Genomic DNA, 24,197 nt, shown 5'->3' with positions numbered 1-24,197 from the left:
GCTGAGCACTCGCCTGAGCTGAGCACTCGCCTGAGCTGAGCGGGGCGAGGCCGGGCTGGGAGGTGACGATGGTCGCCGCGACTCAGAGCACCGACGTGCCCGCCGCCGTCACGAGGGTGATGGCATCGGCGGCGTTGACATGGACCAGGGTGATGGTCAGGTCCGGCTGGTCGAAGTGACCGTTGCCATCCCAGTCGATCGCGAGCACGACGTCCCCATGGCTGTCGACCGCCTTGTGGATGTAGCGGGTCTCGCTGCCCGCGGTGAAGCCGCGCAGCAGTGCGGTGAGGTCCAACTGGTCGCCCTGCGCCGCGGTGTAGTCGAGCACGGTATCGTGCCCCCCCTGGTTCTGCAGCCAGGTGAAGGTGTCCAGGCCGGCGCCGCCGATCATGACGTCGTTGCGGGCCGTGCCCATCAGCCTGTCGTTCCCGGCGCTGCCCAGGATCAGGGTCTGTTGGTCGGCCGAATGCGCCATCCGCGTGCCGTCCAGGATCACCGCGTCGCCGGCATCCATCGTGATCGTCAGCGTGGAGGCGCCATTGACGGCGAGGGTGGTCGCGCTCAGCGTCAGCGTGTTGACGGCGCCGTTGTCCATCCATACTTGCTCAATGCCTCGGACACCGCCCGACATCGCCGCGAAGTCCAGATCGACCGAGCCCGAGAGGTAGAGCGTGTCCTCGCCCGCCAGACCGTTGATGCTGGTCAGGCCCATTTCGCCCGAGTACGTCAGCACGTCCGATCCGGCGGTACCTATCAGCGACTGCATGGAAGGCGTGGCTTTGCCGTCCTTGTCCAGGAAGACGAGAAACTCGTTGTACATGGCCTGCTGGTAATAATTGCTGTCGCTTGAACCGTAAGCGCCGTGCCAGGCCAGCTTCCATTCTTTCGACGTGGGGAACTGCGAGGGCAGGCTGTCGTCGGATGCCACGCGCACGCCATCATCGAAGATCAATTGCTTGGCGTCCGTGTAGTTCATCGCGGGAGTGCCGGCTCCGGTGTTGCCGCTGTGGGCCTCGAAGACCACGTCAGTTGCCTTCCCGAGCAGTGTGGTACCGGCCGGCACTGGCTGCTTCAGGCGTTCGGTGGCCCCCTGGTTTCTGACGTCGAAGCAGTAACTGCCATAGTCGGGGTAACAGGCGCTGAGCCGACCCGCGCCAGCCTCGCCGAGATTGAACAGGGACCCGTTCGCCATGCCCTCCACCTGCACCTTCGCGTAGGCGGCAAAGCTCTTCCAATCGGTGGCCGCCACGCCGTTCGCGACCATGCAGTCGTCGTTGCGGCCGTTGCGGCCGTTGTTGAAGCTGATGGAGATCAAGCCATCGGAGCGGGTGACCGCCTTGCCGGCGTCAACGATCACGCCCTGCTTGGCCATGTCGGGCTGCAGCATGTCGACGCCGTGGCCCGACTGGTCGTACCACGTGGTGACGAAGCCCTTGCTGGTCGAAGTCCTGCCCACGAAGTCCAGCAGCGCTTGCTGATCCAGATTGCCGTTGACATCGAAGCCGATGTCCTGTTCCGCATTGTCGGAGGAGCGGCGCACACGGATGGCGAAGTCATTGGATTGGGGGTTCAGATCTCGTAGACCGTAAGCGGCCTGCAGACGCGAGATGTCGATCTCGTTGATGTTGCCGATGCCTGTCTCGTCGCCAATGGCGCCTTGCGTCGCGTCGTGCAGCTTGACGACCAGCTTGTCGTTCACTTCGCGGAAGTAGTCGCCATTCACCGCGAAACGGACCAGCTTGGACGACTCTCCCGGCGCGAAGTCGAGCCGTCCGGCCGCGGCGCCGGAGTAGTCGTTGTCCGCCGCCGCGCCCGAGGCGTTGGCGCGAGCGGAACTGTTGGCCGCGTCAACGGCGTAGTGCACCGACCCCGCCTCGGTGAGATCGCCCTCGCGGGTCACCATGAAGACCATCTCGCGCGTGCCGCTGGTGCCCTCGATCACATGCGAGTCCGAGATCGAATAGATCGACGACTGGGCCACGCTGGAGGCGGTGCGCACCGTTTCGTTGCCGGCCAGATCGTCGGCGATGACGCGGGCCTGCACGATGGCGCCCGATGCGTAGGTCACCGCCTGTCCCGCGATCGGGGAAGCGGTCGCCGTGTCGAGCACCCAGCGACCGGTCTCATCGGCGATGACGCCGTAGGCCACCTCGTAGCCGTTGGAGAGGTTGTTGTCGGCGTCCAGCTCGACCCGCACGGTGGCGCCCGGATCGGTCGTGCCGGCCAGCACCGGCACGACGTGGACGGACTGCCCCATCGAGAAGGTGCTCGCCGGCGGACGGGTGTCCACGGTGAGGTCCACCGCATCGGAAACGCGGCCATTGCAGGTCGCCGCGATGCGGTAGCTGCCATCGGCCAGCGGTGCGCCGGCGTAGGACAGGGACCAGCGCCCATTCGCATCCGCGACGGTCGTGCCCAGGCGCTCGGCAGCATCGAGTTGGCCATTGTTGTTGTCATCCCGGAAGACCGTGACAGTCTGGCCGGCCGCGGCCAGGCCGGAAAACAGCAGCGGCGCGTCGACGCCGCCGTTGAGTCGGGTGACGCTGTCGCGATCATGAAGCCCGGTGTCGGCGCTGGGGTCGAGCCGCATCACCGGGACATCGTTGCGCACGTCCAGCCTGGCGGTCGCCGGCAGCGTCGTGGTGTTGCCGGCGCGGTCGACGGCGCTGAACTCGACGGTGCGAATGCCCGGGACGGTGGCGTCGGCGCTCTGGAAACTCAAGGCGCGCAGCACTTGGGAGGCTTCGTCCGGCGTCAATGGCGAGTCGGTCGCGATGGACAGGGAGACCCCGTCCGCCGCGAGGCTGAGCGTCAACGTCTTGCGCGGCAGGAAGGTCAGGACCGTCAACTCGCCGGTCGTGCCCAGCCGAAGCATCCGCGAGTGATCCGCGGCGTCGGTGTCGTTGAAGAAGCCGACCCACTCGGCGCGCGTCGCATCGTTGCCGTCGAAGGCGCCGACGACATTGGAAGCGAAACGCAGGGTCATCCGCGTGATGGCGTCCGTATCGAGGACAACGCCGGCGGCCGGTCGCGCGAGGCCAAAGTCCCACGCCAGTCCCGGCGTCACGGTCACGCCGCGATCGGTCCCGGGCAGTGCACCGTTGAGGTCGATCGTCGGTCCTTCCGTGTCGTAGACGATCGTGCCGCGGGCGCGGTCGCTGCGCCCGAGGTGATCGAACACGGTGACCGTGTAGGTGCGGCTTCCCTGCAGAGGCGCGGCGGCTTCGTTGGACAGGCGCAGGCTGTCGAGCAGCGCGCGCGCCTCGGAGGGACTGGACTGGGCACCGTCCGCGCGCGTGAAGGTGTAGGTGTTGGAGAGCCGCGTCATGGCCCAGTCGACACCGGCGACCGTCATCACGGCGGCATTGCCTGCCCAGGCCGCCATGGAGCCGTCGGTGGCGACGCTCGCGAGTTGATCGATCCGGCTGGCACCGGAGCCGCTGAGCGTGACCTCGACGCGGCGCAAGGTCGCATCGGGATTGCCGTGGGTGAGGGTCAGGTCGGCTGCGAAGGGGGCCACGCCGGCCGTCAGTGACGCGGTCGCCCAGTTCGCGTCGGTGCCCGGCTGCGAGCCATTCAGGTCAAGCGAAGGCACGCGCGTGTCGACGGTCACCGTGATCGTGGCGCTGGCGCTGACATTCCCGGCGATGTCGGTGCCGGAGAGCGTGATCGTCCGAGCCCCCTCGCGCAGCCCCGAGGCGCCGTTGCGCCAGAGGATCTCGTTGGTCAGCCCGGTCGCTTCCGCGCCGGTCAGGGGCGTTCCGTCGGTCTTGCCGATCGACAGCGAGCGCGTGGCGCTGTCGTAGCGATAGCGCAGATCGTCGACGCTGCCAAGTCGCACGCCGTCGCCCACCGCGTCGCTGTCGAGCGCGATCTCGCGGTCGAGCACGAGCCGGTCGTTGGTGGCATCGAATGCGTCGCCGCCGAGCACCAGACGGAGTTCGTGCAGATCGTCGTCCGCCAACTCGCCGGTCAGCGCGGTCAACGGCACGCCGGCTCGGCACTCCGCGGCGTCCAGCACGACCTGGCGGCTGCTCTGGATACCGACGGTGTCCGTCAGGTCGATCGTCGGCGGGGTACGGTCCAGTGTGAAATCGAACGCGGTGATTTCGCTGACATGTCCTGCGATGTCGATCTGGCGCACCTGCACAGTTTGACGACCGTCTGTCGCGAATGCTTCACTCGGCAACATCGTGCCACTGCCGTCCAACCAGGCGGCGTCCGGTGCCAACCGGTACTGCCATGTGGCGCCGTCGACCAGTCCGCCGACGATTAGCGTGCCGTCGCGGGTGATGGCATCGGTGCCGTCGTGGCCGGTGTCCGCGCGCAGCGAAAGAGACGGGGCGGCGAGGTCGGACACCCGCGTGAAGCTCAGCTCGGCGGGATCGCTGACATTGCCGGCTGCGTCGATCTGCACCAGCTGAATGTGGGCCGGCCCCACCGTGAACGGCAACCCCTGGATGATTGCCTCCGTGCCCTCCGTCCAGGTCACGCCGCCATCGACGCTGCAGCGCCAATGGGCGCCGGGCTCGAGCCCGTCGACTTGAATGGTTGAATCCCGGGTGATGCCGTCGGTGGCGGAAACGCCTGTGTCATTGAGCAGCGACAGGCGCGGCGTGATCACCACGGTGTCGAGCTCGAACATCAGCGCGGTGACGTCGCTCCGATTGCCCGCGGCGTCGATCTGGCGGGCTTCCACGCGGTGGGGACCGTCGTTTGGGAAGGCCTCGTGCGGGATTTCGGTGCCTACGCCGTCGATCCAGTCGCCATCGTCGATGCTGAACTGCCAGCGGGCACCCGGCTCCAGGCCGCCGACGAGGACGTTGCCGTTGCGGGTCAGGCCATCGTCGCTGTCATCGCCCGTGTCCTCCGCCAGCGTCAGCGTCGGCGTGAAGGTCTGGGAGTCGAGCGTGAAGTTCAGGGCGGCATCGGCACTGCGGTTGCCGGCGACGTCCACCTGATGGACGAGCAAATTCACCGGGCCATCGCCGAAGACGTTGCCGGCGATCGTGTCGCCGTCGCCCTGAATCCACGAGGCACCCGCGTCGATGCTGTAGAACCATTCAGCCTGCGCTTCGAGGCCGGCGAGATGCACGCTGGCGTCGTTGGTGATGCGGTCATCGGCGGCATGGCCGGTGTCGTTCACCAATGAAGCCTGCGGCGCCAGCGCCTGCGTGTCGCGAACCACGTGAACCCGAGTGGCCGGGCTGGCGGTGCCGGCCAGACTGACCTGCCGCACCAGCACCGTGTGCGCGCCGTCGCCGATGAACGCGTCGTCGGGGATCTCCTGCCCCGTGCCATGGACCCAGTCGCCGCGGCCATCGAGTTGGTACTCCCAATGGGCCTGCGCCTCCAGACCGTCGACCACCAGTGTGATGTCCTGCGAGATCAGGTCTCCCAGCCGCCCCGTGTCGTGCTTGAGCGTGACGGACAGCGGTGCGGTGTCGCCGCCGGAGGTGTCGCGAGTGAACGTCAGCGAGGCGACGCCGCTGGTGTTGCCGGCCAGATCTGTCTGACGAGCCAGCACGGTCACGTCCCCGTCGGCGGTTGCCAGGCTGTCGGGCAACTGCGCGCCCGAGCCCTGGACCCAGCCGGAGTCGCCGGAGGCGGAGATCCAGAGGTACTCCCACGTCCCCCCCGCCTCCAGGCCACCGACGTCCACCGCCGCGTTGTTGGTGACGAGATCGCCAGGGCGTCCGGAGTCCACGTGCAACTGCAGCGTGGGTGTGGCGACGTGGGTGTCCAGGGTGAAGTTCAGCGAAGTCGGGATGCTGACATTGCCGGCCAGATCGATCTGGCGCACCTCGACGGCGTGGGCGCCGTCCTCCCGGAAGACGTTCTGAGGGATCTTGTCGCCGTGACCTTCATGCCAGTCGTCGTGACCGGCCAGGCGGTACTCCCACCGCGCGCCGTCCTCGATGCCGTCGACGCGCACCGCGGCGTGGCGGGTGACGCGGTCGTCGGCGTGCAGGCCGGTGTCCTGGGCCAGGGTCGGCGCGAGCGCGTCGATGTGCCTGTCCAGGTCGAAGTGCAAGACCGACGTGGTGCTGCTGTGGCCGCTAGGCCCGGTCTGCCGCACCAGGACGTGTTGCAGGCCGTCGGCCGCGAAGGCGGCCGCGGGAATGGTGTCGCCGGTGCCTTGCCGCCATGTGGCGCCGTTGTCGAGGCTGTAGAACCAGGTGGCGTGCTCGATCAGCCCGTCCACGCGAACCGTCGGATCCGCCGTGATCCCGTCGTTTCGCGACACACCGGAATCGTTGGCGAGCGACAGTGTTGGGCGTCCCGGCACCTGGATTTCGGGCAGGGGGGGCTCTTCGATCGGATCTGACTCGTCCGGGTGGGGCTGTTGCTCGCCCTCGGGCCCTTCGGGCTGCCGGGGCTGCTCCGGTTCCTGCGGAGGGGGGAGAACTTCAGGCTGTCCGGGCGTCGGGGTCCCGGGACCATTGCTTGTCGGGGGGGATGGCGCGACCGATGCGTCGTGGCCGCCGACGCTCGCGCCACCGATCGCCAGCAGCCCGCCCATCCATGCGAACACGTGATCGTCGGATTTCTCCTCGGCGTGCGCGAGGCAGGGCAGAGCGACCGCCGGGGGCGCATCGACGCTGGAATTGAGGTCGGAGGGATGCGACACGCAGTCGGCTAGGGCATCGGCCCTGTCCAGGGTGTCGGAAGGCGTGGGGGCGGGCGAGTCGAGGTCGGGCGTCGAAGCCGGCGCCAGACTTTGCGCACCCTCGCTCGGGCCACCAGTCGAGGCAGGGGATGGTTCGTTCTCGACATCGTCGTCGGACCGGTCGTCCCGGGGCGCGATCCGAGTTTTGACCGGAACATCTGCCTCTTGCCTGGGCATCGGCGCGCGGGCACGACCGGCCTGTGCGGTTTCCGAGGGCAGTGCCTCCGCGCCGTGGGAGGCAGGCGTTTGGTCGGATTGAGCGCGACCAATGCTTTGAACAGGCTGATGAACTCGTGCGGGCGCGCTCATGATGGGACTCTCTTGTTGACAAAGATCTGTAGTTTCCTGACCGCGTCCTGAGCTGGCACTGGCATCAAATTGCCTGTTTGATGGTGTGTCAGGCAAAAAGTTGCTAGTTGTTTTATGTCTCTACCCCGCCCGACGTGAGGGCTGCACCGCTTACGGCCAACCGCGCCGCGCCCGACGTGCCGCGCTTGCGCCTGGGCGATCTGGCGGGCTGCGACGCCAGTGGGGGGAGTGCGCAGCTGTGGCTCCGATGAAGGACATTTCCGGCGCACGGCACGGCGGATGCCCTGCAGCGCCGCGCCCCTGCGCGCCTGTACAAATTTTCTATATTTCCTGCTGCACATTCGCTGACGCCGACGTGCAGCGTGTGTGAACAAGCGTTGCCATCGGGGTCAATTCGCATGTCAGCCATTGCTCTACGCCCTTGCGTGTCGGTCGCGTGTCCCCGGCGTTTCACCAGGCGAGGAATCGTGTCCGCGTCCGGGGAGGGGTCGGCGTGGTCGCCGTGGCCGTCATTGCGACACGGGGCGTCGGCGTGCCCCGGGGACCGCTGCGATATGCTTGCCCGCATGAGCGAAGCCCCCGTCGCCCCTCCGTTGTCCGACACCACCGCGACGCCTGTCGCGCCCGGGCGTGCCTACAAGATTCCCGAGTCCGTCCTGGTGGTGATCCACACCGCCGAGCTGGACGTGCTGATGCTGGAGCGCGCCGACAAGCCCGGCTTCTGGCAGTGCGTGACCGGCTCCAAGGACAGCGCCGACGAGCCGCTGGCCGACACCGCGCTGCGCGAGGTGCTGGAGGAAACCGGCATCCGCGCGCAAGACCTGGCCCCGGACGCGCTGGACGACTGGCAACTGATCAACGTCTACGAGATCTACCCCGTCTGGCGCCATCGCTACGCGCCAGGCGTGACGCGCAACACCGAGCACGTCTTCGGCCTGACCGTGCCGGTGGGCATCCCGGTGCGGCTGGCCCCGCGCGAGCACTTGAACCATCGCTGGCTGCCGTGGCGCGAGGCGGCGGACCTGTGCTTCTCTCCGTCCAACGCCGAGGCGATCCTGCAGTTGCCGGCGCGGCGCGAGCGGAGGGCCGCGCCATGACGCGCCCGACCCCGCGCCACGCCGCCGTCGCCAATTCGGCGACCACCGACACCTCCGCCGCCGACAGCGCCGGCCGACTGCGCGTGGCCACCTACAACATCCACAAGGGCGTGCGCGGCATGGGCCCGGGCAAGCGGCTGGAGATCCACAACCTGGGCATGGGCGTGCAGGCGCTGGATGCCGACCTGGTCTTCCTGCAGGAGGTCCGACTGTTCCATCACCGCGAGGCGCGCCAGTTCGAGCGCACCTACTTCGGCTGGCCGGCGCAGGGCCAGGCCGAGTTCCTCGCGCCCGACGGCTACGAGGTGGCCTACCGCACCAACGCCACGACGCGCCACGGCGAGCACGGCAACGCGCTGCTGTCGCGCTACCCGATCGGGGACATCGGCCATCACGACGTGTCGGACCACCGCTTCGAGCAGCGCGGCCTGCTGCACGTGCCGGTGCGCTGGCAGGGCGTGGAGGTGCACGCGGTCGTCGCGCACTTGGGGCTGATGCACGGCAGCCGGGTGCGGCAGGTGCAGCGGCTGGCGGACTTCATCACGTCGCATGTGCCCCAGGACGCGCCGCTGGTCGTGGCCGGGGACTTCAACGACTGGGGCGAGCGGCTGGACGAGCCCATGACCGCCGGCGGCCTGCGGCGCGCGTTGCTGCCGGGGGCGCGGCGCTCGCTGCCGACGTTTCCATCGCGGGTGCCGGTGTTCTCGCTGGACCGGATCTATACGCGCGGGCTGCGCTGCGTCGATCTGAAGGTGCCCCGCGGGCCGTCCTGGGCGCGCATGTCGGATCACCTGCCGCTGCTGGCGGAGCTGGTGCTGGACCGGTGAAGCGGGCGCCGGAGCCGCTGTTCCCCTGGACCCTCGGGTCGCAGCCCAGCTTCAGCGGCGGCAACGCCGTGCAGTTGCTGTGCGGCGGGGACGCGCTGTTCCCGGCCCAGATCGAGGCGATCGATCGGGCCGAGCACGAGGTCTGGCTCGCCACCTACATCTTTCATGACGACGAGGCCGGCATCGCGACGGTCGAGGCCCTGCGCCGCGCGGCGCAACGCGGCGTGCGGGTGCGGGTGGTGGTGGACGGCTTCGGCGCCAAGGCCAGCCTGGCGTGGCTGCATCAGCGGCTCGACGACGCGGGGGTGGCGCTGGCGGTGTTCCGGCCGATCGACCGGTGGTGGAACTGGCTGCATCCCGGCCAGTTGCGGCGCCTGCATCAGAAGCTCTGCGTCGTCGACGGCCGCATCGGTTTCGTCGGCGGCATCAACATCATCGATGACCGGGTGGACCTGCATCACGGCCGCACCGAGACGCCGCGGCTGGACTTCGCCGTCAGCGTCGGCGGGCCGATCGTGCGGCATGTCGAGCAGGCCGCCCGCGCGGTGTGGACACGTGCCTGGCTGGGCCACGACTTCGGTGACGAGATGCGCGCGATGATCCGCAGCGCTTCGCCGGGGCGGCGCGCGCGGCGGCTGATGCGGCGCATCCGCATGCCGCGCGGCGAGCACCGCCGGCGCGATCCCGATCAACTGGCGCCGGTGCGCGCCGCCTTCGTGCTGCGGGACAACCTGCGCCAGCGCCGCACCATCGAGCGCGCCTACGTCGAGGCGATCCGCGGCGCGACGGCGCGTGTCGATCTGATCACGCCGTATTTCTATCCGGGGCAACGCTTCCGCCGCGCGCTCAAGGACGCCGCCCGGCGCGGCGTCCAGGTGCGCCTGCTGCTGCAAGGCAAGGTGGACTACCGCATCGCCGCCGTCGCCGCGCATGCGCTGTACGAGGAGCTGCTGGGCCACGGCGTGCAGATCTACGAGTACACGCCGGCCTTCCTGCACGCCAAGATCTGCGTCGTCGACAACGACTGGGCGACGATCGGCAGCTCCAACATCGATCCGCTGTCGCTGCTGCTGAACCTGGAGGCCAACGTGGTGGTGCGCGACGCGGCGTTCTCCGGCGACGTGGCGCGGGAGTTCGACGCGGCCGTCGCGCTGTCGCGGCGCGTCGAGCAGCCCGAGCGCCGCGGGCTGCGCGGCATGCTCGGGCGGGCGCTGGTGGCGTGGGTCGCCTACGTGTATTTGAGGGTGGCGGGGGCGACCGGGCGGTACTGAAGGTGCCCGTCTCGCCGAGATCGCGTGCTCGCGCGTGGCATCGGGCGAGACTGCTCGGTCCCCCGGGGGGCCGAGCCCGCCGCCAGACGCCGGCGAGCCCATCGCTCCGCAAGTCCCACGCTGCGTTCAGGGCACGCCGGCTCCTGGCGGCCCGCACGCACGCGCTGACATGCGTCGATGTCGATGTCGATGTCGATGTGGCGTGACGTGGCGTGAGGCCGTGCGACTACTTGTTGTAGGTGCCGGGGCCGGGAGGCATCGACGGGCGGACCGACGAGGGATAGGGCTCCTGCTGCGTGCCTTCCCGCGCGCCGGGCCGGGCGTTGAATTGCTTGTCGACGAAGCGCAGCATCGGCTCCACCCGCGCGGCCCAACTGGCCTCATCGTGCGTGGCGCCCTCGGCCTCCAGGTAGGCGAGGTCGGCATTGGCCCAGCCGCGGGCGAACAGCACCGACCGCAACTGCCGCAGTTGCCGGATCGCGTCCGGACCTTCGCCGGTGCCCATGTCGAGCCAGAGCTTGGGGCGCGGCAGCGTCGCCGGCAGCGGCGTCTTCGAGGTGTCGCGGATCGGGAAGCTGTCGTCCCACCACAGCGAAGGCGAGACCACCAGCGCGGTGCCGAAGACGTCCCCGTGATGGACCGCCAGCCACAGGCTCATGATCCCGCCCAGCGACGAGCCGCCCACCGCCGTGTGCGCGGCGTCGGGCAGGGTGCGGTAGCGGGCGTCGATGTCGGGCTTGAGCTGCTCGATCAGGTAGCGCGCGTAGGCCGGGCCCTTGCCGCCCTGCGTGTGGCCGTCGCGGCTCATGGCGGTGGCGGTGTAGTCGTCGATGCGCTGCGGCGTGTTGTTGACCGCGACGATGATCAGCGGCCGGATCTGGCCGGAGACGACCAGTTGCTGCGCGGTCTCGTCGACCTGCCATTCGGCGCCGGCAGCGGCGGCGTCGAAGACGTTCTGGCCGTCGTGCAGGTAGAGCACCGGATAGCGGCGCCGCGGGTCCTGCTCGTAGCCTGGCGGCAGCCAGACCTGCACCGCGCGCGGCGCGACGAAACGCTCCGGCAGCGGGTCGAGCCGGTCGATGCGGCCGGCGCGGCTGAGCGAGATCGGCGCGCCCGGCGCGTTGAAGGCGCGCGCGACGCGCACCTCCTCGGCGACCAGTTCCAGCGAGCGGTTGCCGCCGGTTTCCCAGCCGTCCTCGCCTTCGCCCTGGCCGGGGCGCTCGACGCGGAACTTGTAGGGCACGTTGCCGCCGGCGGGGATGCGCTCGAAGACGGCCGTGGCGGTGTAGCGGCCCTCGCGGCCCAGCCCCGCCGCCGGGGCGATCAGCGACCGCGTCCAGCTCAGCGGCGCCGCGCCGCCGCGCACGCCCACCGTGTCCCGGGCGGGATCGAAGCGGCCGGCGCGGATCTCCTCGCTCATGTCGACGTCGAAGATCACGCGTACCGCCGCGAAGGCGCGCGAGGCGGGCAGCAGCAAGGCCAGCAGCGCCAGCAGCCCCATCAGGAGCCTGGCGCGGGCCGCGGAAGTCAGCAGGGAGGACGGCGTGGCGACGCCCGTGGAGGGCGCGCCGATGGCGCGCCCGGCGTGCGGGAAGGCAGTGGGCAGTGAGGTCATGGTCGGGCGAGGCTGAACGGTGCCGGTCCGGATGTGGCGCCGGTCCTGGCGCCCTGTCCGGGTCCGGGCCGTCGCCGGCCCGGGATTCAATCGAGCACGACCATATCAGTTCGGCGGCGCAGCAGTGTTGCCAGACTGCGGTCGCCGTCCTCGTTGACCAGCGCGAAGGCGCGCTCGATGTCGGGCGCCAGGTAGTGGTCGCTGGGCATGGGCGGGCAGCGCTCGCGCAGCAGCGCATGCACGTCCTCCAGCGGCGCCGAGCTGCGCAGCGGGCGCAGGAACTCGATGCCCTGGGCGGCGGCCAGCAACTCGATGGCGATGATGTGGGCGGTGTTGTCCAGCATCGGGCCCAGGCGGCGCGCGCCGAAGGTGGCCATCGAGACGTGGTCCTCCTGGTTGGCGGAGGTCGGCAGGCTGTCGACGCTGGCCGGGTGGGCGAGCGACTTGTTCTCGCTGGCCAGCGCCGCGGCGGTGACGTGCGCGATCATGAAGCCGGAGTTCAGGCCGGCGTTATCGGTCAGGAAGGCCGGCAGGCGCGACACGCCGGTGTCGATCAGCATGGCGATGCGGCGCTCGGCGATCGCGCCGACCTCGGCCACCGCGCAGGCCAGCGCGTCGGCGGCCAGCGCCACCGGCTCGGCGTGGAAGTTGCCGCCGCTGACCATCGTCGAGGTCCCCAGCGTCTGCGACGCCGCTCCCCCTGGGGCCGCGATGCCGCCCTGGGACGGACTGGCGCCGGCATCGGCCGCCGGGCCGTCCTCGGGCGCGAAGACCAGCGGGTTGTCGGTGACCGCGTTGGCCTCGCGCAGCAGCACGTCGCGCACGTAACGGGACTGGTCCAGGCAGGCGCCCATCACCTGCGGCTGGCAGCGCAGGCAGTAGGGGTCCTGCACGCGGTCGTCGCCGTCGCGATGCGATTGGCGGATGGGGCTGCCGGCCAGCAGCGCGCGGTAGGCGGCGGCGGCCTCGATCTGGCCGGGCTGGCCGCGCACCTCGTGGATGCGGGGATCGAAGGGGCCGTCGCTGCCGCGCGCGGCGTCCAGGCTGAGCGCGCCGCTGACGATGGCTCCGGCGTAGACGGTCTCGAAACGCAGCAGCGCGTCCAGCGCCAGCGCGGTCGAGGTCTGCGTGCCGTTGATCAGCGCCAGGCCTTCCTTGGCTTCCAGGACCAGCGGGCGCAGGCCGGCCTTCTCCAGCTCGGCCAGCGCGGGGCGGCGCTGGCCGTCGACCAGCATCTCGCCTTCGCCCATCAGGGCCAGCGTCATGTGCGACAGCGGCGCCAGGTCGCCCGAGGCGCCCACCGAGCCCTGCGCCGGCACGTACGGCACCAGGCCGGCGTTGAAGGCGTCGAGGATGCATTGCACGACGGACTCGCGCACGCCGGAGAAACCGCGCGCCAGCGAGGCCGCCTTGGTCGCCAGCATCAGCCGCGTGACGGCCGGCGACAGCGGCGCGCCGACGCCGACGCAGTGCGAGCGGATCAGGTTGCGCTGCAGCGCCGCCAGCTCGTCCTTGCCGATGCGCTTGGACGCGAGCTTGCCGAAGCCGGTGTTGACGCCGTAGACCGGCGCGTCGCCGGCCGCGGCCGCCTGCACGACGGCGGCGCCGCGGCGGATCGCGGCGAAGGCGTCGGCGCGGAGCGCGAGGGACACGCCGCCGGCGCGGATGCGGCGCAACTGCTCGAGCGAGAGCTGGCCGGGGATGATTTCAAGGGAAGTCGTCATGGGATCTTGCGTCGGTGATCTGGAGGGCAACGAGACGGTGAGGCGAGGGCGGTCGCGGCGGCGCTCAACGGTCCAGCATCGGCAGGTTCAGGCCGCGCTCGCGGGCGGTTTGCTGCGCGAGCTCGTAGCCGGCGTCGGCATGGCGCATCACGCCGGTGCCGGGGTCGTTCCACAGCACGCGCTCGATGCGTCGGGCAGCGGCGTCGGTGCCGTCGCACACGATCACCACGCCGCTGTGCTGCGAGTAGCCCATGCCCACGCCGCCGCCATGGTGCAGCGAGACCCAGGTCGCGCCGCCGGCGGTGTTGAGCAACGCGTTCAGCAGCGGCCAGTCGGACACGGCGTCGGAGCCGTCCTTCATGCTTTCCGTCTCGCGGTTGGGGCTGGCGACCGAGCCGGAGTCCAGATGGTCGCGGCCGATCACGATCGGCGCCTTCAGCTCGCCGTTGCGGACCATCTCGTTGAAGGCCAGGCCGGCGATGTGGCGCTCGCCCAGGCCCAGCCAGCAGATGCGCGCGGGCAGGCCCTGGAAGGCGATGCGCTCGCGCGCCATGTCCAGCCAGCGATGCACGCCGGCGTGGTGCGGGAACAGCTCCTTGATCTTGGCGTCGGTCTTGTAGATGTCTTCCGGGTCGCCGGACAGGGCGACCCAGCGGAACGGGCCGCGCCCTTCGCAGAACTGCGGGCGCACGTAGGCGGGCACGAAGCCGGGGAAATCGAAGGCGTTCTTGACGCCCTCGTCGAAGGCGACCTGGCGGATGTTGTTGCCGTAGTCGACGGTCGGGATGCCCATCTGCTGGAAGTCCAGCATCGCCTGCACGTGGGCCGCGCAGCCGCGCGCCGCGGCGGCCTTCAGGTCGGCGTGCTTCGCGGGATCGGCCGCGGCGGCCTTCCACTGCTCGACGCTCCAGCCCACCGGCAGGTAGCCGTTGATCAGGTCATGGGCGGAGGTCTGGTCGGTGACCAGGTCCGGCTTGATCGCGCTGCCGGCCTTCACGCGCGCGGCCAGCCGCGGCAGCACCTCGGCGGCGTTGCCCAGCAGCGCGATGGAGACGGCTTTCTTCTCGGCGGTGTACCTGGCGATGCGGGCCAGCGCGTCGTCCAGGTCGGCCGCCTGCTCGTCGACGTAACGCGTCTTGAGGCGGAAGTCGATGCGCGACTGCTGGCACTCGATGGTCAGCGAGCAGGCGCCGGCGAAGGTCGCGGCCAGCGGCTGCGCGCCGCCCATGCCGCCCAGGCCGGCGGTGAGCACCCAGCGGCCGACCATGTCGCCGCCGAAGTGTTGCCGGCCCGCCTCCGCGAAGGTCTCGTAGGTGCCCTGCACGATGCCTTGCGAGCCGATGTAGATCCACGAGCCGGCCGTCATCTGGCCGTACATCATGAGACCCAGCCGGTCCAGCTCGTTGAAGTGCTCCCAGTTGGCCCAGGCCGGCACCAGGTTGGAGTTGGCCAGCAGCACGCGCGGCGCGTCCACATGGCTGCGAAAGACGCCCACCGGCTTGCCGGACTGGATCAGCAGCGTCTCGTCCTCGTTCAGGGTCTTCAGCGAGGCCAGGATCTGCTCGAAGCAGTCCCAGTTGCGCGCCGCCTTGCCGATGCCGCCATAAACCACGAGCGCATCGGGGTTCTCCGCCACGACCGGATCCAGGTTGTTCTGGATCATCCGGTAGGCGGCCTCGATCAGCCAGTTCTTGCAGCTCAGCTGCGTGCCGGTGGGCGCGCGCACCGGGCGCGGCTGGGCGGGGGCCCGGGTCGCCCCGGCGTGGGTCGAAGCAGTCGTCGACGTGTCGGTCGAGAAGGTGGCGCTCATCGGTGTCTCCAGGGCTTTTGCAGTCGGCTGCGGGTCTCGATGGGGCGCGATCATAGGAGCGGTTTCGCCGGTTGTCTATACAAGTACAGTCAAGTAGGATGCCGCCCCATGGCGACCAGTTCATCGAGCAACCCGGCTGGCGGTCCTTCGCCGCAATACCTGAAGGTCAAGACCCATCTGCGCGAAGGCATCGCCAGCGGCCGCTGGCGGCCCGGCGAGCGTCTGCCGTCGGAGGCCGAGCTGACCGAGACCTTCGGCGTCAGCCGCATGACGGTCAACCGCGCGCTGCGCGAGCTGCACCAGGAGGGCATGGTCGAGCGCGTGCAGGGCGTGGGCAGCTTCGTCGCGGAGCTGCACCGGATCGCGTCGACGCTGACGGTGCGCGACGTCCACGAGGAGATCGCCGCGCGCGGCCATCGCCACGAGGCCAAGGTGCACGTGCTGGAGTCGCTGCGCGCGAGCGCCGAGCAGGCCGCGCAATTCGGCCTGCGCGCCGGGGCGACGCTGTTCCACAGCATCATCGTGCACCGCGAGAACGGCGTCGCGATCCAATGCGAGGACCGGCTGGTCAACGCGGCCTGCGCGCCGGCGTACATGGCGCAGGACTTCGAGCAGGTCACGCCGACGCATTACCTGCTGGAGGTCGCGCCGCTGTCGGAGGCGCGCTACACGATCGAGGCGGAGATGCCCAACGCGCTGGAAGCCCGGCTGCTGGGCATGCCGCGCGGCGAGCCCTGCCTGGTGGTCAAGCGCGCGACGTCCAGCCACGGCCGCATCGTCACCGCGGTGCGGCTGGTGCATCCGGGCAGCCGCTGGATCCTGGAAGGCAGCTTCCAGGCCTGAGGGAAGGCGCCTGACGAGGTCGATGAGGCCGACGATCCGGGCCGGCGTGGACGGAACGAGCGACGAGAGCGAGGCGGGCGACGTGAGCGATGCCGAGGATGTGAACGATGTGGATGGGGGCGAGGCCATGAGCTGGATGAGGATCACCGCGGACGGCGTCGCGCCGACACCGTGGCGCAACGGCGGCGGACGCACGCGCGAGCTGCTCGCGTGGCCGCATGTCGGGGACTGGAAGGTGCGGATCAGCGTCGCCGACATCGATCGCGACGGACCGTTCTCCGCCTTCCCCGGCGTGGACCGCTGGTTCGGCGTGCTGTCGGGCGGCGGCGTGCGGCTGCTGGGCCGGACGCTGACACCCGGTGACGGGCTGCTGGCGTTCCGCGGCGAGGACGCGCCCGATTGCGCGCTCGTCGACGGACCGACGCAGGATTTCAACGCGATGCACCGGCGCGGCGCGGGCGTGCTGCGCGTGCAGCCGGCCGACCGGCCGCTGCTGCCCGCCGGCGCGACCTGGCTCGGCCTGTTCACCGAGCGCGGCGGCCTGCTGGTCCACGGACACCGCTCGGTGCCGCTGGCGCCGCGCACGCTGGCCTGGTGCGAGACACCGGCCGCGCAGAGCTACGTCTTCGACGACGGCGATCAACACGGCCCCGCGTGGTGGCTGGTCTGGAGCGAAAGATGACGGCATCGATGCAAGGCGGCGCGCGCCGGTTGTGGACCGGCGCGACGCTGGTGACGCTGGCGGGCGACCGCGACTGGGGCCTGGTGCCCGACGGCGCGCTGGTCGTGGAGGGCGAGACGCTGCGCTGGGTCGGTCCGGCGGCGGCGTTGCCCGAGGCGTTCAGGCAAGGCGTGGTCGAGGAACGCGACCTCGGCGGCGCGCTGGTCACGCCGGGCCTGATCGATTGCCACACCCATCTGGTCTACGGCGGCGAGCGCTCGGCCGAATTCGAGCTGCGCCTGCAGGGCGCGACCTACGAGGAGATCGCCCGCGCCGGCGGCGGCATCCGGTCGACGGTGGCCGCGACCCGGCTGGCCGGCGAGCATGCGCTGCACGTGCTTGCGGTGCAGCGCGCGCGGGCGCTGATGGCGGAAGGGTTGACGACGCTGGAGGTGAAGTCCGGCTACGGCCTGTCGCTGGCCGCCGAGGCCAAGTGCCTGCGCGTGGCGCGCAAGCTGGGCGAGCTCGGCCTGACGGTGCGCACGACCTACCTGGGCGCGCATGCGTTGCCGCCGGAGTTCGACGGTCGCGAGGGCGGACAGGACGACTACGTCGACGCCGTCTGCGCCTGGCTGCCGGAGCTGAAGCGGCAGGGGCTGGTCGACGCGGTCGATGCCTTCTGCGAGCGCATCGCCTTCACGCCCGCGCAGACGCGCCGCGTCTTCGAGGCGGCGCGGGCGCTGGGCCTGCCGGTCAAGCTGCACGCGGAACAACTGAGCGATCAAGGCGGGGCGGCGCTGGCGGCCGAGTTCGGCGCGCTGTCCTGCGACCATCTCGAATACCTGAGCGACGCCGGCGTCGCCGCGATGGCGCGCGCCGGCACGGTCGCGGTGCTGCTGCCCGGCGCGTTCTATTTCCTGCGCGAAACGAAGCTGCCCCCGATCGCCGCGCTGCGCGAGGCGGGCGTGCCGATCGCGCTGGCGACGGACCACAACCCGGGCAGCTCGCCGGGGCTGTCGCTGCTGCTGATGCTCAACATGGCCTGCACCTTCTTCCGCATGACGCCGGAAGAGGCGCTGCGCGGCCTGACGGTGAACGCGGCGCGGGCGCTCGGCTTGCCCGACCGCGGCCGGCTGGCCGCCGGCCAACGCGCCGACTTTTGCATCTGGGACGCCGCGCATCCGCGCGAGCTGGCCTACTGGTTCGGACGCAATCCGCTGCGCCAGACGGTGGCGGGCGGGCGTCCGCGCGCCTGACAGCGGGCGCGGCGCCGGGCAGGCGTCGCGCTCCGCCACGGCGTGATCGAGGAGACAACAAGGACATCGACGATGAAGCACGACGCCTTCGAACTGCGGCGCGGCCGCACCCCGCTGCTGATCAGCATGCCGCACGTGGGCCGCGAGATCCCGGCGGACCAGCACCACCGTTACGTCGAGCGCGCGCTCGGCAGCGAGGACACGGACTGGCACCTGGAGCCGCTCTATGCGCCGATCGCCGAGCAACTGGGCGCGGGGCTGCTGGTGCCGCGCTACTCGCGGTATCTGATCGACCTCAACCGCCCGCCGGAGGACACGCCGATGTATCCGGGCGCGTCCAACACCGAGCTCTGCCCGACGCGTTTCTTCACCGGCGAGCCGCTCTACAAGGACGGGCTCGCGCCCGACGCCGACGAGAAGCAGCGCCGCATCGAGACCTACTGGGCGCCATACCACCAGGCGCTGCAGGGCGAGCTGCAACGGCTGCGCCAGGCGCACGGTCAGGCGCTGCTGTTCGAGGCCCACAGCATCCGCTCCGAGCTGCCCTGGCTCTTCGAAGGCCGCCTGCCCGACCTGAACGTCGGCACCGTCGAGGGCAAGTCCTGCAAGCGCCTCACGCGCCAGGCAATGGAGGTGGCGCTGTCGGCGCAGGACGATTTCACGTGGGTGGTGGACGGGCGCTTCAAGGGCGGCTACATCACGCGGCAGTACGGGCGACCCGACCTCGGCCAGCAGGCGGTGCAACTGGAGATGTGCTATCGCTGCTACATGATCGAGGGCGAGATGGGCTTCACCGGCTACGAGCTGGACGATGCCTGCCTGGCGCGCATCCGGCCGGTGCTGACGATGCTGCTGCAGGCCTACCTGCTGGCCAACCCCGGCCCGGCCGTGGCGCGGGGCGCGGCATGAGCGCGGGCGTCTTTCACGCGCCGCTGGCCTGGCTGGACGGGCGCTGGCAGGCCGACGTGCTGATGCGCGTCGACGCCGATGGGCATTGGATCGAGCTGAGCGCGGGCCGGCCCGCGCCGGCCGACGCGGCGCGGCTCGGTGGCCCGGTGCTGCCCAGCCTGGTCGATGCCCACAGCCACGCCTTCCAGCGCGCGTTCGCCGGCCTGGCCGAGCAGCGGGACCAGGACAGCGACGACTTCTGGTCCTGGCGCGACCGCATGTATGGCGTTGCGCTGCGCGTCACGCCGGCGCAGTTGAAGGCGATCGCGGCGCAGCTCTACACCGAGCTGCTGGCCGGCGGCTACACGCAGGTCTGCGAGTTCCATTACCTGCAGCACCGCGAGGACGGCTCGCCCTACGACGACGTGCTGACAATGTGCCTGGCGCTGGCCGAGGCGGCCCAGGAGGCCGGCATCGGGCTGACGTTGCTGCCGGTGCTGTACGCGCATGCGGGTTTCGGCCAGACGGGGTTGCGGGATACGCAGCGGCGTTTCCGCACCGATGCGGACTGGGTCTGGAACGCCTGCCGGCGCATCAACGCTGCCGGCCTGCCGCTGGTGCGTGCCGGCGTGGCGCTGCACTCGCTGCGGGCGGCCCATCCGGCCGACGTGCGGGCGTTGCAGGCGCTGGTCGGCGACGCCGACGTGCCGGTCCACATCCACGTCGCCGAGCAGCGCCAGGAGGTCGAGGACTGCCTTGCCGCGACGGGCAAGCGCCCGCTGGATTTCCTGGCCGACCACGGCCTGGATCCGCGCTGGCAGTTGGTGCACGCCACGCACTCGACCCGGGACGAGATCGCCCGCATCGCCGCCAGCGGCGCCGGCGTGGTGATCTGCCCGGGCACCGAGGCCAACCTGGGCGACGGCCTGGCCGACCTGGACGGCTGGCTGGCGGCGGGCGTGCCGATGACGGTGGGGTCCGACAGCCAGGTCACGCGCGGCTGGGTGGAGGAGCTGCGCTGGCTGGAGTACGGCCAGCGCCTGGGGCAGCAGCGGCGCAACGTCGCCGCCGCGCCGGGCCGGCAGCCGTCGACGGCCGCGCGGCTGTTCGACGCCTGCGTGGCGGGCAGCGCGCGGGCCGCGGGCTTGCCGTCGTGGGGACTGACGGTTGGCGCGCGGGCGGACTTCCTCGTCCTGGACGACGCGGCCAGCGGCCTGGCCGGGCTGCCGCCCGCGGCGCTGCTGGACGGGTTGATCTTCGCCAGCCAGGGGCCGACCTGGCGCGAGGTCTACGTCGCCGGGCAGCGACGCGCGATGGACGATGCCGAGCGCCGCCGGCGGTATGTCACGACGATGTCGGCGCTGTGGCGGTGACGTGATGAGGCGATGAGGCGATGGCGCCGCGCGATCAGCCGCGGACATCCCCCATTCCAAAGGCTTACGGGCTGGCACGCCGGCTGCTAGTCTTCCCCGGCGTTCACAAACATCGTTGGGGAAACCATGTGGTCACTGCGTAACTACACGATCCGGACGCGACTGCTCGCGCTCGGCCTGCTGTCGGTGCTGGCGCTGCTGCTGATCGGCGCCGACGGCCTGTGGGCCATGGCCCGCACCAAGCAGGACTTCCAGCATTACGTCACCCAGGACGTCGAGTCGCTGGTGCAGCTCTCGGAAGTCCGCGCCGGCGTCGGCAACCTGCGTCGGTACGAGAAGGACATGCTGATCAACATCGGCGACGACGAGGCGATCAAGCGCTACCGCCAGGAGTGGCAGAAGACCTTCGAGGGCGTGAACCAGAACCTCGACGCGATCGGCGCGCTGGACATCCTGCCGGAGATCAAGGTGATGCCGCCGGCGATGAAGACCTCGCTGGCCGCCTACAAGACCGGCATGGACGGCATCGCGGACCGGATCCTGAAGCAGGAGTTCGTGGACTCCGCCGAGGCCAACCGGCAGACCGAGCCGATCAAGGGGCCGGTGCGGGCGATGGACCAGCAACTGGGGCAGATGACGCAGGCCATCATGCGCCGCGGGCAGGAAGAGGTGCAGCGCATCGACGCGCAGGAGTCGCGCATCCGCCTGGCCCTGGGCGGGGTGATGCTGGTGGGCGTGCTGGTGATCGGCACGTTCACCGTCTTCAACATCGCGTCCATCCTGACGCCGCTGGCGCAGGCGGTGTCGACGACGCAGCGGATCGCGCGCCAGGACCTGAGCGAGTCCGTCGACGTGCACGGCACCGACGAGACCGCGGTCATGATGCGTGGCGTGCAGGGCATGCAGACGTCGATCCGGGATGTGGTCAGCGGCGTGCGCAACGCCACCGACAGCATCGCCACCGCGTCGCGCGAGGTGGCGGCCGGGGCGCACGACCTGAGCCATCGGACCGAGCAGGCGGCGTCCAATCTGCAGGAGACGGCGTCGGCGATGGAGGAGCTCACCGCCAGCGTGCAGCACAACGCCGATTCGGCGCGGCAGGCCAACGCGCTGGCCGAGGAGGCCGCCGACGTGGCCGGCCGCGGCGTCAGCGTGGTCGGCGAGGTGGTGCAGACGATGGGCCGGATCAGCGCGTCGTCGGCCCGCATCGGCGACATCATCGGCACCATCGACGGGATCGCCTTCCAGACCAACATCCTGGCGTTGAACGCGGCGGTCGAGGCCGCGCGTGCCGGCGAGCAGGGCCGCGGCTTCGCGGTGGTGGCCAGCGAGGTGCGCTCGCTGGCGCAGCGCAGCGCCGAGGCCGCCAAGGAGATCAAGCAGCTCATCACCGAGAGCGGGGAAAGCGTCGCCAACGGCGCGGCGCTGGTCGAGCGCGCGGGGCAGACGATGCACGAGATCTCGGACTCGATCTCGCGCGTGTCGCGCATCGTGGCGGAGATCAGCCATGCGACGGTGGAGCAGAGCGGGGGCATCAACCAGATCGGCACGGCGATCTCGCAGCTCGATCAGATGACGCAGCAAAATGCCGCGCTGGTCGAGGAGTCGGCCGCGGCGGCGCAAAGCCTGCAGCATCAGGCGGATGAGCTGTCGCAGTCGGTGGCGGTGTTCAAGCTGGCGTGACGGGAGGACCGGGCGCGGCGCGTCGTTCTTGCGGCGGGAGTCTGTCCTGTGTTGTGAGGCGACGCTGTCGTGGGCGTGGGAGGCTGGCTGCGAATGTGCTGCTGCCGTTGCTGCTGCTGCCGTTGCTGCCGCTGCCGCTGCCGCTGACGCGGCCAAGGCCGCCCTGCGACCACCGGCGCGCCGGCCGGGAGGACCGGCAGCCCCGTCTCGTCAGACAAAATTCCTCGACGGGGCTGCCGGCCCTCCCAACCGCATGTCACCGAGTCCTTCATCCAGGCAGCGTCTCGCGATCTGGCCTGGAATCTGACCCGCGATGTGATTCGTGGTGGGACCTGGGATATGCGAGGTGCGATGCGAGTTGCGGTGTGATGGGCGTGCCGCGATCCGCGTTGTTGCGGCGTGGGGCTAACAGGGCATGAACTGCACCCGGTCGCGGCCGGCGTGCTTGGCGCCGTAGAGCGCCTGGTCGGCCATCTCGACGAGTTGATGCGGCTTGCCAGGCGGCTCGCCCGCAGACAGGCCGATGCTGACGGTGACCTGCAGCGCCGGGGCGAGCTCACCCCAGGCATGCGCCGCGATGGCGGTGCGTAGCCGTTCGCAGATGTCCTGCGCCTTGGCCGCGGTGACGCCGACGAAGACGAGCATGAACTCCTCTCCGCCGACGCGCGCCAGCAGGTCGGCGCTGCGCAGCTGCCGGCGCAGCACCTGCGCGACCTTCTGCAGTACCTGATCACCGATGCCGTGACCGAAGGCGTCGTTCACCTGCTTGAAGTGGTCGATGTCCAGCAGGCCCAACGCGATCGGCCGGCTCTCCTGGCGGGCGCGCTCCAGCAGCAGCGGCAGCGCGAATTCGGCGTGGCGGCGGTTGTTCAGACCCGTCAGCGCGTCCTCGTGGGCCATGCGGCCCAGCTCGGCGGCCTGGCGCCGCAGGCGGTGCTGCTCCTGCTCGGCCTGGTCGGCGCGCTCGCGCTCGCGGCGGGCGTCCTGCAGCGCGTGCTCGGCGCGCGCCTGCGCCTGCTCGAATTCCTGGCGGATCAACATCGCCTCCGTCTGCAGCGCCATCGCGTTGCGCGCCGATTGGCGCTCCAGCGCGGAGAGCTGCTCGTGCGCCGCCAGCGCGCGCGCCGGGTCGCCGCGCAGCTTGTAGGCACGGTACATCGCCAGCGTCAGGTAGCGCCGCAGGCGTGCCGGCAGCTGCTGCGGCGCGGGCTGGAGCAGCAGCTCCTGCATCGCCTCCAGCGCCTCGTAGGCGTCCTGCGCGCCGGCCGTGTCGTCGCGCCGCAGTTGCAGCAGCGCGCGCTGGGCCCGTGCCTGCTGGACCATGCCGGCATAACCGTGGCGCTGCGCCAGCGCCTCGTACTCGTCGGCGATCGTCAGCGCCGCGTCGATCGCGCCGGTGCCGAGCTGGTACTCGACCAGGTTGGACAGCGACACCACCACCAGGAACGGATTGCCTTCCTCCCGCACCAGCGCCGCCGCACGCACCGCGTAAGGCTCGGCATGGGCGAGCGCTTCGGCGGCGGCCTGGCGGTCCTCGTTGCGGATGGCCTCGGCGCTGGCCTGCAGCCAGAAGTGGGCGAGGTTGTTCAGGCAGGAGAGCATCAGCTCCCGCTCGGCGCCCACGTGGCCCTGCGCGATCTCCAGCGCCTGCAGCGTGTCCTGGCAGGCCTGGTCGACTTGCTCGCTGACGGCGTACGCGACGGCCAGCCGGTTCAGCGCCCAGGCCTCGCGCACCGGATCGGCGGCGCGCCGGGCGGCGGCCAGCGCCTGCCATCCCGCCTGCAGCGCGTCGCGGCCCATCTGGAACTGGGCGTAGACGTAGCAGAGCTCGGTCTGCGCCTCCGCGACCCAGACGTCGTGGTCGGGGCCGTCGACCAGCCGCACCGCCGCGACGGCCTCGCTGGCGCGGCGCAACGCGGCCTGCAGGTCGCCCTGGCGCGGCAGGTTGTGGGCGATCAGGATCAGCGCGCGCGCCCGGTCGCGCGCCGAGTCGGCCGCGGCCAGCGCCAGCTCCAGCGCATCGGTGGCGTCGCGGTACGCGCCGCGCCGGCTCAGATGAAGGGCGCGCGCCAATTCGCGTTGGAACAAGTGGAATCTCCTCTCTTGTCCGCAAGCATTGGGCGGGCGCGGGGTGACGTCAATGGCGGTCGGCCCCAGGGCGTCGCCGATA

14 protein-coding genes are annotated in these 24,197 nt (G+C 70.6%); 9 read left to right on the top strand and 5 right to left on the bottom strand.

Annotated features, from left to right (window positions below; all coding sequences use genetic code 11):
- Window positions 1-82 precede the first annotated feature (82 nt).
- Window positions 83-7,075, bottom strand: coding sequence for a type I secretion C-terminal target domain-containing protein (locus CDN99_RS03550; RefSeq protein WP_141100606.1), 6,993 nt, complete (start codon window positions 7,073-7,075; stop codon window positions 83-85).
- A gap of 470 nt (window positions 7,076-7,545) precedes the next feature.
- On the opposite strand from CDN99_RS03550, the gene nudB reads away from it, so the two are divergent.
- From nudB to clsB, 3 genes are read left to right on the top strand one after another with little or no spacing between them, the layout of a single operon-like run.
- On the top strand, window positions 7,546-8,076 hold the full coding sequence (nudB, locus tag CDN99_RS03545; RefSeq protein ID WP_238139343.1) for a dihydroneopterin triphosphate diphosphatase: 531 nt from the start codon (window positions 7,546-7,548) through the stop codon (window positions 8,074-8,076).
- Window positions 8,073-8,903 carry an endonuclease/exonuclease/phosphatase family protein gene (locus tag CDN99_RS03540; RefSeq protein WP_088382692.1) on the top strand — a complete coding sequence of 277 codons (831 nt, stop codon included), beginning with the start codon at window positions 8,073-8,075 and terminating at the stop codon, window positions 8,901-8,903. The genes nudB and CDN99_RS03540 overlap by 4 nt, the downstream gene beginning before the upstream one ends.
- Window positions 8,900-10,174: a cardiolipin synthase ClsB gene (gene clsB, locus CDN99_RS03535; RefSeq protein WP_088382691.1), complete on the top strand. Its 1,275-nt coding sequence runs from the start codon at window positions 8,900-8,902 to the stop codon at window positions 10,172-10,174. Before CDN99_RS03540 ends, clsB begins: the two co-directional genes overlap by 4 nt.
- Window positions 10,175-10,400: 226 nt before the next feature.
- Here clsB and CDN99_RS03530 read toward each other — a convergent pair whose 3' ends face one another.
- The 3 genes from CDN99_RS03530 to hutU form a co-directional block, all read right to left on the bottom strand.
- A complete protein-coding gene (locus CDN99_RS03530; protein ID WP_088382690.1) occupies window positions 10,401-11,789 on the bottom strand; it encodes an alpha/beta hydrolase in 1,389 nt (462 codons plus the stop codon).
- An 86-nt stretch (window positions 11,790-11,875) separates the two neighbouring features.
- Window positions 11,876-13,513, bottom strand: coding sequence for a histidine ammonia-lyase (gene hutH / locus CDN99_RS03525; protein ID WP_088382689.1), 1,638 nt, complete (start codon window positions 13,511-13,513; stop codon window positions 11,876-11,878).
- A gap of 64 nt (window positions 13,514-13,577) precedes the next feature.
- Entirely contained in the window at window positions 13,578-15,323 is a 1,746-nt protein-coding gene (hutU, locus tag CDN99_RS03520; RefSeq protein WP_088382688.1) for a urocanate hydratase, read from the bottom strand.
- 108 nt (window positions 15,324-15,431) lie between these two features.
- Here hutU and hutC point away from each other — a divergent pair, with 108 nt between their 5' ends.
- The 6 genes from hutC (at window position 15,432) to CDN99_RS29500 (ending at window position 22,027) form a co-directional block, all read left to right on the top strand.
- Window positions 15,432-16,166, top strand: coding sequence for a histidine utilization transcriptional repressor HutC (gene hutC / locus CDN99_RS03515; protein WP_088382687.1), 735 nt, complete (start codon window positions 15,432-15,434; stop codon window positions 16,164-16,166).
- A 22-nt stretch (window positions 16,167-16,188) separates the two neighbouring features.
- Window positions 16,189-16,848, top strand: coding sequence for a HutD/Ves family protein (locus tag CDN99_RS03510; RefSeq protein WP_088382686.1), 660 nt, complete (start codon window positions 16,189-16,191; stop codon window positions 16,846-16,848).
- Window positions 16,845-18,083 (top strand): imidazolonepropionase, encoded by a 1,239-nt coding sequence (gene hutI, locus CDN99_RS03505; RefSeq protein WP_238139342.1) that lies wholly within the window; start codon window positions 16,845-16,847, stop codon window positions 18,081-18,083. The genes CDN99_RS03510 and hutI overlap by 4 nt, the downstream gene beginning before the upstream one ends.
- A gap of 72 nt (window positions 18,084-18,155) precedes the next feature.
- On the top strand, window positions 18,156-18,992 hold the full coding sequence (gene hutG / locus CDN99_RS03500; protein ID WP_088382685.1) for an N-formylglutamate deformylase: 837 nt from the start codon (window positions 18,156-18,158) through the stop codon (window positions 18,990-18,992).
- Entirely contained in the window at window positions 18,989-20,344 is a 1,356-nt protein-coding gene (gene hutF / locus CDN99_RS03495; protein ID WP_088382684.1) for a formimidoylglutamate deiminase, read from the top strand. Before hutG ends, hutF begins: the two co-directional genes overlap by 4 nt.
- Window positions 20,345-20,470: 126 nt before the next feature.
- A complete protein-coding gene (locus CDN99_RS29500; RefSeq protein ID WP_088382683.1) occupies window positions 20,471-22,027 on the top strand; it encodes a methyl-accepting chemotaxis protein in 1,557 nt (518 codons plus the stop codon).
- A gap of 405 nt (window positions 22,028-22,432) precedes the next feature.
- On the opposite strand, the gene CDN99_RS03485 is transcribed toward CDN99_RS29500, so the two are convergent.
- The gene (locus tag CDN99_RS03485) at window positions 22,433-24,115 is read right to left on the bottom strand and encodes a GGDEF domain-containing protein (RefSeq protein WP_088382682.1); all 1,683 of its coding nucleotides are present in this window, start codon (window positions 24,113-24,115) and stop codon (window positions 22,433-22,435) included.
- Window positions 24,116-24,197 lie beyond the last annotated feature (82 nt).

The sequence above is a fragment of the Roseateles aquatilis genome (genome assembly GCF_002205645.1).
GTDB classification, from domain to species: domain Bacteria; phylum Pseudomonadota; class Gammaproteobacteria; order Burkholderiales; family Burkholderiaceae_C; genus Roseateles; species Roseateles aquatilis.
The sequence above is the reverse complement of the archived record's forward strand: the minus strand, read 5'-3'. Positions and strand labels throughout refer to the sequence as shown.

Coding starts and splice junctions, on each gene's coding strand:
- CDN99_RS29500 (WP_088382683.1), top strand. CDS start 20,471: ATGTGGTCACTGCGTAACTACACGATCCGGACGCGACTGCTCGCGCTC.
- hutH (WP_088382689.1), bottom strand. CDS start 13,513: ATGACGACTTCCCTTGAAATCATCCCCGGCCAGCTCTCGCTCGAGCAG.
- CDN99_RS03530 (WP_088382690.1), bottom strand. CDS start 11,789: ATGACCTCACTGCCCACTGCCTTCCCGCACGCCGGGCGCGCCATCGGC.
- nudB (WP_238139343.1), top strand. CDS start 7,546: ATGAGCGAAGCCCCCGTCGCCCCTCCGTTGTCCGACACCACCGCGACG.
- CDN99_RS03510 (WP_088382686.1), top strand. CDS start 16,189: ATGAGGCCGACGATCCGGGCCGGCGTGGACGGAACGAGCGACGAGAGC.
- hutI (WP_238139342.1), top strand. CDS start 16,845: ATGACGGCATCGATGCAAGGCGGCGCGCGCCGGTTGTGGACCGGCGCG.
- hutF (WP_088382684.1), top strand. CDS start 18,989: ATGAGCGCGGGCGTCTTTCACGCGCCGCTGGCCTGGCTGGACGGGCGC.
- hutC (WP_088382687.1), top strand. CDS start 15,432: ATGGCGACCAGTTCATCGAGCAACCCGGCTGGCGGTCCTTCGCCGCAA.
- CDN99_RS03540 (WP_088382692.1), top strand. CDS start 8,073: ATGACGCGCCCGACCCCGCGCCACGCCGCCGTCGCCAATTCGGCGACC.
- hutG (WP_088382685.1), top strand. CDS start 18,156: ATGAAGCACGACGCCTTCGAACTGCGGCGCGGCCGCACCCCGCTGCTG.
- hutU (WP_088382688.1), bottom strand. CDS start 15,323: ATGAGCGCCACCTTCTCGACCGACACGTCGACGACTGCTTCGACCCAC.